Raw genomic sequence first — 10,677 nt, 5'->3', positions numbered from 1 at the left:
GATATTTATTCATTCTCTGCGATGGTAAATCAGGTAATGCTCAAATCCAAGGCTCTTCTCGTCGTCGACGTCCGTCAGCTGGCCATGATCTATGAAACCAGCAAAGAGGTCATGGAAGACGAGAAAGCCCACCATAGCGAGCGTCAGACGGCTGCTCGGCTGAATGAGGAGTGTGCCGACCTTCTCGAGCAAAAGAGATAGCTCGTCGAAAAGTCTCGCGTGTCACTAATGAGTGACCACCAATAACTGTCTCTCTTCTCCCAGTGATTAGTGGTGATTAGTGACTACACTTTCTGTTTCGAGAAGGCGGCAGACCACATACAGCAACCGTTTCCAGCACCGCCAGTCACTCTCTGGATACAGTCACCGATCACTCACTGGGAACAGTTGCTGTAGCGGTTCGGTAGCGGTCTGTTGCGGTAGTTGTTGTCCGCCGCCTTCTCGAACCAAGTCCTGTAGAACACTATTTACCACTGATTATCAGCCACCACTGTCACTAATTAGTACAGTTATTCGGCTGTTTGTTCTCACCCGCAGCTTCGCTGCGCATCCTATTAACTGTATCCTATAAGGTGACTCATATATGCCGTCTGTGTTAGTATAGCATGGCACATTGAGGTATGGCATGGCCGATCGTCGTTACAGTAGGGCAGCGAATACTGTCAATCAGGTATAAACAGGCTTGCCGGAATGCTTGCAGCTATATTTGCCGCTTGTGATATCTAAACGATCGCAGTACGGTGTGGATGCGGAGTCGATCAGGGGTTCAAATCAAACGGTGATATCTTACCCTGAATGACAGCGAACCCGCTCACGTCTATCGATTATAAATCCAGAAGCGGTAAAGTGGGGTCGGAGGGATTTGAACCCCCGATCGACTGATATCTCCGGTGCGCCTCGGAACTCCAGAGGGTCATCACACGGACACTGATCAGGTGTCCGATCAGTATATCAGTTCTGGAGTGTCGTCCCGGGCGCGTTGCCTCTGGAGTCAGTCGCCATCCCTGGCTTGGCCACGACCCCTCGTCATCCAGTTGGGGGATGTTGCCTAAAGTGGTTTCGATTCGGAACCGGATTACAGCCACGGAGCACGGCCCTCGGTATCCGTCGAGTCGTCGCCTGGATACGTGTCCGGCTCAGGTTCGTCGACCTGCTCGAGTGCCTCCTCGTCGCCGCCGTTGGCCACTGGGCTGTCCGCGGACGTGTCCGAGGCGCTCGAGTCTCGCTCAAGTGGCAAGTCGATCGCGAAGACGGCGGCGACGATCAGGGCTGCGAGGGGGGCCTGACCGAAGGCCATGCCGAGCATCGAGAGTGGCAGCAAGCCGAGTGCGACGGCGCTGCCAAAGCGGAAGCGGTCGATATCCATGTACTCGCGCAGATACGGGCCACCGAGGGCGATCGCCAGCGCGAAGCCAACGCCGACGCTGGCGGCGAGAACGGCGTTGGCGACGAGGGCAGGGTCGTCCATCAGGATGATGGACGCACCAGAGGGGTCGAAACTCGCGATGAGCCCGAGCCCGATGATGACGACGGGGTTTGGCAGGTAGTCGCCGATCGTCGCGCTCGCGGTTTTGGCCGCGATGGCGAGAATCACCAGCGCCGCAAAGCGGGTGATGATGACGTTGTCGAGGACGCTGCCGATCGCTGGCGCGAGAGCGGCCTGAACGGCCGCAAGCAGTATCAGTGGGATGCCGACCAGTAAGACGATCGCCGTCTGTTCACGCGGCGTGCCGGACATTTCGGCGAGGATCACCGCAACGGTGGCGCTCCCGCCGAAGATCAGTAGCCCGACCTGAATCGCTCCTAACGGATCATCGAGCGCACCCGCGAGGATCAGTGCTGGAAAGACGCCGTCGATCAGCGGCAGCATCATCACCAGCGCCAACAGGCGCGCGTCACCACCGACTATCTGCTCGAGACGGAGTGCAACCGGGTGTTGTGACGTACTCATCGGTCAGGGTCGATGGCCATGACCCGAGGCCGGCGGGCAATAGGGTGGACGATCCCGAAGGGCATGGTGGGTGAGCCACCAGTTCGTCCGATTGCGACCTCGTGCTGTGAGTGGTGTATTCTGATTCCCGAATGTAAATTTGGAGGTGGAGTGATGACTCATCCAACCACCGATTCGGGATTCACTGAAACTCACAGCGTACATACCCAGAGAATACACAGGAGTGTCAATAAACGTTGCGTGGGAAGCGGTTGCACAAGCTGACGTGTTTTCGCCACTGACACCCATATCTGCGAGGGAATGTACGGAGTTGTAGTTGCACATCGGAGAGACAATCGCTATCTGGTAGACGATTGTCCTCTTTTGACTGTGTTCGTGGCCACTGCAGATACCGCTGAAAACGTCTACGAGGAGACCACAGTGAACGTAATCTTCACCAGCGCTGTCGGCGCGAGGTGTCTACCGATCACCAACGAACTGGGGCCAGCCCACACTCGAGCAACCGGTGATCATTGATATACTGTACCAGCACGGGATCCGCCGAATCGGCCGTCGCCGGCCGCGTCAACCGTTCACACCCAAATATATCTCGCAACGCTTTTTGCTCGTGGGTTCCGACGGCTTACATGGCGAACGACGTTCCCGAACATGGGACTTATTCTTCGAAACTAGCAGTACCGGAAGCGCTAACGTTCGACGACGTACTCCTCCGGCCAAAGGAGAGTCGCGTCGAACCGGACCAGGCTGATCTCACCTCGAAGGTTTCCAGAAACGTCGAGGTCTCCGTCCCAATCCTTTCGGCGGCGATGGACACTGTTACCGAAAGCGGGATGGCGATTGCGATGGCCCGCCACGGCGGCCTCGGTGTGCTCCACCGCAATATGAACATCGACGAGATGGTCGAGGAGATCGAGCGCGTCAAAGGCGCCGACGAACTCATTATCCCCCTCGACTCGGTCGTCACCGTCGACCCCGAGATGAGCGTCCGTGAGGCAGACGAACGGATGGCCCGCAACGGTGTCGGTGGCGCACCCGTTGTCAACACCCGCGGCGAAGTGCTCGGGATTATCTCGAGTACCGACATCCGGCCCCACCTCGAGGTCAACGAGGAGGACCCGGTTACCGCGGCGATGACTGACGAGGTCGTCACGGCACCCGAAGAGATCGACCCCCGCGATGCGTTCGAACTGATGTACGACCACAAGATCGAGCGTGTGCCGGTCGTCGACGACGAGAACCTGCTGGTCGGGCTCGTGACGATGCAGGGCATCCTCCAGCGCCGAGAGTACAAAGAGGCCGTCCGTGACGAGGGCGGCCGACTTCGCTGTGGGGTCGCTGTCAGTCCCTTCGAACAGGACCGGGCTGAGGCGGCTGATGAGGCTGGTGCGGACGTGCTGTTTATCGACACCGCCCACGCGCACAACCTGAACGTTATCGACGGCGCTCGAGAGATCAAAGAGTCCGTCGACGCAGACGTCGTTGTCGGCAACGTCGGGACCCGCGAGGCAGCAGCGGATCTCGTCGACTTCGCGGACGGAATCAAGGTCGGCATCGGCCCCGGTTCGATCTGTACGACGCGTGTCGTCTCGGGTGCCGGAATGCCCCAGATCACCGCCGTCGCACAGGTCGCAGACGTCGCAAGCGAACACGGCATTCCTGTGATCGCCGACGGCGGCATTCGCTACTCCGGTGACGCGATCAAGGCGGTTGCCGCTGGCGCAGACGCGGTCATGCTCGGCTCGTACTTTGCTGGCACCGACGAGGCCCCCGGCCGTGTCGTCACGATGAACGGGAAGAAGTACAAGCAGTACCGTGGCATGGGAAGCGTCGGCGCGATGAAGTCGGGCGACAGCGACCGATATCTCAAGGACGAACCTGACGAGGAAGACGAGTACGTGCCAGAGGGTGTCGAGGCCGCGACGCCGTACAAGGGCACGCTCAAATCCGAACTCCACCAGCTCGCCGGTGGGATGCAGTCGGGGATGGGGTACGTCGGTGCCGAGACGCTCCCCGCGTTCAAAGAGCGCTCGGAGTTCGTCCGTGTCTCTTCGGCCGGCCAGGCAGAGAGCCACGCCCACGACGTCGTCATCACCGACGAAGCGCCGAACTACTCGCCCGACAACAGCTAATCACTCCGGTTTGAGCTCCGTCCGCCGGATCTTGCCGGTGGTCGTCGTCGGGAGTTCATCACGAAATTCGATTTCGCGCGGATACTCGTAGGCTGCTAGCCGATCGCGAACGAACTCGCGAAGCTCGGCCCGTAGCTCGTCGGTTGCAGACGCCTCCGATGCGGGTTCGACGGCTGCTTTGATTATCTCACCACGTCGTTCGTCAGGGACACCCACGACACCGACCTGAGCGACGGCTTCGTGGGCGAGCATCGTTTCCTCGACCTCTCGCGGCGCGACGCGATAGCCGCTCGTGATGATGAGGTCGTCGTCTCGAGAGATATACCAGAGAGAGCCGTCCTCGTCCCGTTCGGCGAGGTCGCCAGTAAGATGCCAGCGGTCGCCATCCGGCCCGTCTGAGAGCGTTACTGCATCCGTCCTCGCCGGGTCGTTCCAGTACGACTCGAAGATCACGGGATCCTCACCGCGGCGCACCGCGATTTCACCGACCTCGCCCGAGTCGACCCGCTCGCCCGTCTGGGGCTCGAGCACCGCGACGTCGTGGCCGGGCACTGGTTTCCCCATACTTCCCGGTTTCGCCGGGAACCACTGCCGACAGTTCGTGACGAGCAGGTTCGCCTCCGTCTGCCCGTAGAGTTCGTTGACGACCACGCCTTCGAGCGTCTCGTCGGCCCACTCGAGAATCTCCGGGGTGAGCGGTTCGCCGCCGGAACAGATCGACTCGAGCGAGAGGTCGTAGCGTTCTGTCGGCTCCTTGATGTCCATCAGCATCCGGATCGCAGTCGGCGGAAGGAAGGTGTTCGTCACAGCTTCGGTCGCCATGAGTTCGAACGCGCGCTCGGCGTCGAACGACCCCATCGGGTAGCCGACGACCGGTTGGCCGTAATGCCAGGCGGGGAAGACGAGATCGCCGAGTGCGCCGATCCAGGCCCAGTCGGCGGGCGTCCAGTAGATGCCGTCGCGGACGTCGTGTTCGAAGTAGAGCTGAAACGCCGGACAGTGGCCGAGCCAGACGCCGTGAGAGTGGAGGACGCCTTTGGGCTCGCCGGTGCTGCCGCTCGTATACATGATGATCGCAGGCGTGTCGACGTCGGTGTCGGCGGGCTCGAGCGCCGTCGCCGTCCAGTCGACGGCGGTGTCAAACGGCTCCACGGTGACCCCATCGATTCGCTGCTGGTCGACAGTCTCGGAACTCGTGTCATCGACCACGAGAACGGACTCAAGCGCCGGGCAGTCGGGGGCGACCTCGCGAATCGTCGCCAACTGGCTCGCATCGACGACGGCCACGCGAGTGTCGCTGTCGGTCAGCCGATATCGGAGCGCGTCGTCACCGAACAGCACGGAGAGCGGAAGCGAGATCGCTCCCAATTTCCAGCAGGCGAGATGGGTGAGCACGTTCGCCGGCTTTTGCGGGACGACGACAGCGACACGGTCGCCGTGTTCGATACCACGTGCCTCGAGTGCGTTTGCGACGGCGTTCGACCGAGCGTCGAGGTCGCCGAACGTGTACGTCGTCCGCGACCCGTCGTCGGTTAGTTGCACCAGCGCAGGCTGGTCGCCGTCGTGTTTCCCGACCAGATCCACAGCTGCGTTGAAGCCGTCTGGAACGTCCCACGAAAACGACTCGCGTGCGTCCGCGTACGTCTCCCCAGTAACCGTGACGTAGTATGACATACCATGATGTTTGTCGACATACAACAAGAAAGAACCGGCGTCATCAGCCACACAAGTCAGCAGTAGACTGGACCGAACGCGACCTCGAGTTACAGATCGACGGTCGGGGTAGAGAACGCACCTTCGTCGGTTTCGGGATCGTACTCTTCTAAGGCGGCCCGAACGAGTTCGAACACGCCGCGTTTGCTCCAGCGTGCGGTGTTGATATTGAGGTCGTAGAACTCGCGTTCGTCGATATCGATCTCGTAGTAGGACTTGTATCGGCCGGCTTCGCTGACCTCTCGGACGCGCATCTCGGCTTCGGTTTCGATGCGGTCTTCGATACGGGCGAGTCGGACGTCTTCAGGGGCATCCAGCCAGATCCGAAGGTCGGCACGCTCACCGGCGAGCCAGCCAGCAAGCCGGGACTCGAGGATAAACGGCTTGTTCGCCATCCCCCACTCTTCGGCGATCGACTGCAAGCGCTGATCGATCGCCCGATCGATCTCGTCGGATTCGTCCGCCTTCGCCGTCAGCTGGTTGAGCGTCATCTCCTGTTCGTCCGCGATCTCGCGGAAGATGTCGCCCCCAGAGACGTACGGACAGCCCATCGCTTCGGCCAGCTGGGTACACAGTGTCGTTGCTCCACATCCCGGTGGTCCGGAGACGGTAATGAAGAGTGTCGTGTCGATCTCGGCCGATGGAGCATCCATGGACATACACGAACACTCTCCGTTCAGTGTAAAAAGATATCCGGCTGCCGCCGCGTACGGGGCTTGACACCGATTGATGTGTTGTCCCCGACGTCGGCGGTCGGGAACGTACGTTCCCAAACGCGCCGTCAGAAAAACGGCCAGCGCCGCGTGTCGAATTCGATGTCGACGTGCTCGAGGCGTGGATCCTCCTCAAGGGAGGCGACGATGTCTCGTTGTGAGTCGGCGTCGCTGGTACTGACCAGCGTCATCTGGCCATTGTAGCGGCTGTCGGTGTCGTCTCGCCATTCGAGTTCGAGTTTCGCGCGCCGAAACCGCGTGCCTTCCACGAGTCGGATCGACTCGAGGGCCTCGAGCGGGACGGCGAAGTTCTCCTCGGCTAACTCCTCGAGTTCGTCCAGTCTGCTGTCGTCGACGATCGCCCGATCGCGTTCGCCCATATCAGCCCGCAGCAGCATCGATCGGTAGGACTGGCCGACGTAACACCAGACGACTCGCTCGTCGGTGATGACCAGCTCCCAGAACTCGATCGAGTTCGGGCGCTGGCGGAGCCAGCGAGTGAGTCGTGCAATCGTGGTTTCGGTGTCGGTCATGGGTTGGGACTGGGCGACGGTCGTCATCGTTCGAACAGCGCGTGCAGGTCGGCTGGGACGGCTCGTTCATCCTCGGTCGCCTGTGTGAGCAGCGAGACGAAGATGAAGACGACCATTGCGACCAGCAGCGCGATCGCTTCAGCTGGCACCGCAGCAGGGTACGGGTACGTCGCCATGATCGCTTCGTTGAGCCATTCGGTTCCGGTGACGGCTGCGATCTCCGGAATAGCGTTGTAGACGATGTTGAAGATCATCCCGACGACGAGGGCTGCGATCGCGCCTTCCTTTCTCGCCCCCTTCCAGTTCAGTCCGAAGACGACGACGGGAACGAACGCGGCGGCGAAGAAGCCCCAGCTGATCGCACCCAGAATGCCGACCAGTGCCTGTGAGTAGAAGACGACGACCGTCGCGAGAACCGTCAGTCCAGCGAGTGCGGCCTGGGTCACGCGAAGTTCCGTCTGGTCGTCCGTGATCGGGTGTCCCAGCGCTCGCGGGATGTCACGCGAGATCGCGGCAGCGCCGATGTTGAGGAAGGAGTCACTCGTCGACATGATCGCCGCGAGCAGTGCTGCGAGGATCAGGCCAGCGATAATGCTTCCCGTGTGATCAAGCACGAAGACGGGACCGACCTCAGACGGCGAAAACGTCTCCGAAATCTGGCCAGCCTCGACCATCGCTCGCATCGAGAACCCAGCGGAGAACGCGATCATACTCGAGATGGCATACGAGATGGCGGCGATCGGCGCGCCCCATTTCAGGATCGTCATATCACGGCTCATGTAGAACTTCGTGATGAGGTGGGGTTGGCCGGCCGCACCGACCGAAAACAGGATCCACCAGGCGACGCCGACCAGGATGGCCGTTTCTGGACCACCGAGTGCGCCGAACGGCGAGACGAGGGCAGGATCTGCACTCGCCAGGTTCTGGGAGATGTTCTCCATACCGCCACCGAACGACATCGCGTAGGCGAAGACGAACACAGCACCGATGATCATCGTAATCGCCTGCAGGAAGTCGGTCCAGACACCCGCGATCATCCCGCCGAGCATGCTGTACAACAGCAGGATCAACGCGCCGCCGAGCAGTCCCCAGATGAGGGGGATGCCGAAGATCGCCCGCATGACGAACTGGAGTGCGGCCAGGTTGACCGCGAGGTAGGCCACTACACCGAGGGCGACGGCGAACCCGGTAAGCCCGCGGACCCACTCGCTCTCATAGCGAACGTAGGTCGCGTCAGCCAGCGTCAACACGTTCCGAATGTCGGCGAGCAAGCGCATCCGTTTTGCCAGGACGATCCAGGTGAGCAGGAAGCCAAGCGGTGCAGTAAAGAAGATCCACAGCGCCGTCGTCCCGAACGAGTAGACGAGTTCGGGGCCACCGACGAAGCCGAAGCCGGACTGGATCACCGAGAACGCGGTCATCGCAAGCACCCACGTTCCGATACTCTTTCCGGTGATCAGGAAGTCACTCGTCGACTCGGTCTGCATCCATCCCCAGGCACCGATCGCGAGAACGATCAGCAGGTACGCTGCCCCGAAAGCGATGATGACGGGATCGTCAGCGATGGGAATGCCGTCTTGCTGGAGCGGGAGCGCCAGCATCGAGAGGAAATTATTCATCGGTCACCTCGCCACCGTCGGTCGCTTCTGCGGGAGCCTTCGATCTGCTCGGTGCCAGCGGAAACGACTCCTGTCGCTGCTGTTTGCGCGCGGAGTCGATGACGTCGTTGACGATCTCCTCGCTGGCGATCCGATCGAAGATCACCGAGTAGTAGATCGCCGCTGTCAGCGGCAACAGCCAGAGGAACCCGAAGTAGATCAGCGTCGGAACCGGAAGTCCGAGCATGTAACTGTACTCGGTGACCGAGGGGTCCCACGTCAGCCAGATCCCGGTCAGGCCGATCAGGAAAAACACTGCCAGCCCACCGATCAGCCCCGTGTACGGAGCCAGGTCGGGGTCGCTATCGCTTCGCTCGATCGTCGACGTCGCGATCACCGAAAGGATGATCGCCCCGCCGATAAACGAGAACGTTCTGTACCACCCGAGACTTGCCGTCACCAGTGCACCCACTGAGAGTACACCGATCAGGCTCATTGTAACGTTTCGTGCCATTGTTAGATTGCTCGTATCGAAGTCGTCTTGCGGTCGGCTTGATCATGGATCGGCAACGACCCATTCGAGGACAGTCGCCTGGGTTTAGGGAACAGTCATGCCCTCTTTCGACGCCTCCCCATCGCTGCAGCGCTCTTGTCCGCCGCAATACTAGGTAACATGTTCGTTGTGGATGAGAAGGTGACCGTTAACATGTCAACAACTGTCTCTTGAACAGAGACACCACTGCACTTCGACGGCGACCTCGTCAGCGACGTCTATCAGTGCACACCCGATCGAGCGACGCCGTTGTGTCTGTGTCGAACCCGTCTCAGTTGCGACACTCGCTCAACACTGGTGGCCAGAACAGCACCCCGCCACCACGCTGCGAGACGCTCGAGGTCCGCGATGGCGATCAACTGAGCGTGAACGTGTTCTCACACGCCGTGCAGGTCATCCGGAAGGCACTCCCGTCGATGAGTTCGAGCCCGTGGCCGACTTCCTCCTCGCATTCCTGACAGTAGATCAGTGATTCGATCTCGCTCCAGTCGTGTCGAGCACCGGGTGCGCCGAAGGCAAACCCGACGACGCGCTCGTCGGAATCGTTGTATCCATGCTGGAACTCTCCCGGTGCAAACCGGATCACGTCACCGGCCTCGACGGCCACCTCGCCGTCTTCCGTATCGAACGTGGCGACACCCTCCTGAATATAAAACACCTCTTCTTGATCGTGATGGGTGTGAAACCCACCCGAAAACGACTCGTCAGGTTCGAGCTCGAAGTAGTTCATCGCGAAATCCGTCATCCCGAGTGCCTGTGAGATCGGCCGCCGAACCGAGTGGACCTCCATCGGATTGCGTTCGATATCGATCTCGTCGATCGTGACTTTCTCCATACGCGGGTGTTTCTCTATCACGGGATAAAAACACACGGTCTGGTCTACCATACGCCAGTGCTGACTGCTCGAGAGAAATAGCTGAAGAGTAACGCCTACGTTCGTTCATCCCTGACTCTCGAGCGTGAATCGTCGCAGGGTACTTCAGTTCGCCGGGGTGGCTGCTACCGCTGGGCTTGCAGGCTGTCTCGATGGGGTCCAAGAGCATTTCGGATTTCAGGGTGTCATCCCGATCGAGATCAAAAGCGAAGCCGAGCGCACACACAACCTCCATCTCGAGGCCCGTGAGCGTGAGACGGGTCGGCAAAGCTACGAGCAGAGCTACTCCATCACGCCGAACGAAACCGTTGGGCCACCGCACTTAGATCGAACGGAGCAAAGCTTCAGGGTTTCCAGAATCGATGACGACGAAGCAGTGGAGGTCAGAGAAGTATCGGTGACGGAGAACACCCAACTCGTGATGGTCCGGTTTACCGATGACGAGCTCGTGATCGAGGTTGACCGGGGCGACGACGAAGACAACGTGACCGTCGACGGCGAGGACGGTACGCCGAGCGAACCGGTCGATCCTGACGGAAACCAAACCGCCGATACCGACAGCGACCCCGACGAGTAACGCGATCGGCTACGGGGTTCTTCGCGCTCGAGTCGA

10 protein-coding genes and 1 tRNA gene are annotated in these 10,677 nt (G+C 60.4%); 3 read left to right on the top strand and 8 right to left on the bottom strand.

What is annotated here, in order from left to right:
• Positions 1-36 precede the first annotated feature (36 nt).
• A complete protein-coding gene (locus DV706_RS21810) occupies positions 37-201 on the top strand; it encodes a hypothetical protein (RefSeq protein ID WP_169331114.1) in 165 nt (54 codons plus the stop codon).
• A 646-nt stretch (positions 202-847) separates the two neighbouring features.
• Here the strand turns inward: DV706_RS21810 and DV706_RS21360 are convergent.
• Both DV706_RS21360 and DV706_RS13775 read right to left on the bottom strand, forming a co-directional pair.
• Positions 848-1,023, bottom strand: a tRNA-Trp gene (locus DV706_RS21360).
• Between the two features lie 52 nt (positions 1,024-1,075).
• Positions 1,076-1,951, bottom strand: coding sequence for a DUF5794 domain-containing protein (locus DV706_RS13775; protein ID WP_136350891.1), 876 nt, complete (start codon positions 1,949-1,951; stop codon positions 1,076-1,078).
• 626 nt (positions 1,952-2,577) lie between these two features.
• On the opposite strand from DV706_RS13775, the gene guaB reads away from it, so the two are divergent.
• Complete coding sequence (guaB, locus tag DV706_RS13770) at positions 2,578-4,080, top strand: IMP dehydrogenase (protein WP_006065663.1); 1,503 nt, start codon at positions 2,578-2,580, stop codon at positions 4,078-4,080.
• Here the strand turns inward: guaB and DV706_RS13765 are convergent, their stop codons facing one another.
• From DV706_RS13765 to DV706_RS13740, 6 genes are all read right to left on the bottom strand, one after another.
• Complete coding sequence (locus DV706_RS13765) at positions 4,081-5,754, bottom strand: AMP-binding protein (RefSeq protein WP_006065662.1); 1,674 nt, start codon at positions 5,752-5,754, stop codon at positions 4,081-4,083.
• An 89-nt stretch (positions 5,755-5,843) separates the two neighbouring features.
• Positions 5,844-6,452, bottom strand: a complete 609-nt coding sequence (gene cmk, locus DV706_RS13760) for a (d)CMP kinase (protein ID WP_049889724.1) — start codon at positions 6,450-6,452, stop codon at positions 5,844-5,846.
• A 122-nt stretch (positions 6,453-6,574) separates the two neighbouring features.
• A complete protein-coding gene (locus DV706_RS13755) occupies positions 6,575-7,066 on the bottom strand; it encodes a hypothetical protein (protein WP_006065660.1) in 492 nt (163 codons plus the stop codon).
• Entirely contained in the window at positions 7,063-8,658 is a 1,596-nt protein-coding gene (locus tag DV706_RS13750; protein ID WP_049889723.1) for a sodium:solute symporter family transporter, read from the bottom strand. Before DV706_RS13750 ends, DV706_RS13755 begins: the two co-directional genes overlap by 4 nt.
• Positions 8,651-9,151, bottom strand: a complete 501-nt coding sequence (locus DV706_RS13745) for a hypothetical protein (RefSeq protein WP_006065658.1) — start codon at positions 9,149-9,151, stop codon at positions 8,651-8,653. Before DV706_RS13745 ends, DV706_RS13750 begins: the two co-directional genes overlap by 8 nt.
• Before the next feature lie 394 nt (positions 9,152-9,545).
• Positions 9,546-10,025 (bottom strand): cupin domain-containing protein, encoded by a 480-nt coding sequence (locus tag DV706_RS13740; RefSeq protein ID WP_006065657.1) that lies wholly within the window; start codon positions 10,023-10,025, stop codon positions 9,546-9,548.
• 124 nt (positions 10,026-10,149) lie between these two features.
• On the opposite strand from DV706_RS13740, the gene DV706_RS13735 reads away from it, so the two are divergent.
• Entirely contained in the window at positions 10,150-10,641 is a 492-nt protein-coding gene (locus tag DV706_RS13735; RefSeq protein ID WP_049889722.1) for a hypothetical protein, read from the top strand.
• Positions 10,642-10,677 lie beyond the last annotated feature (36 nt).

The organism is Natronorubrum bangense, assembly GCF_004799645.1.
Lineage (GTDB): Archaea > Halobacteriota > Halobacteria > Halobacteriales > Natrialbaceae > Natronorubrum > Natronorubrum bangense.
Note: the sequence above shows the minus strand (reverse complement) of the source record. Positions and strands in the feature narration are given on the sequence as shown.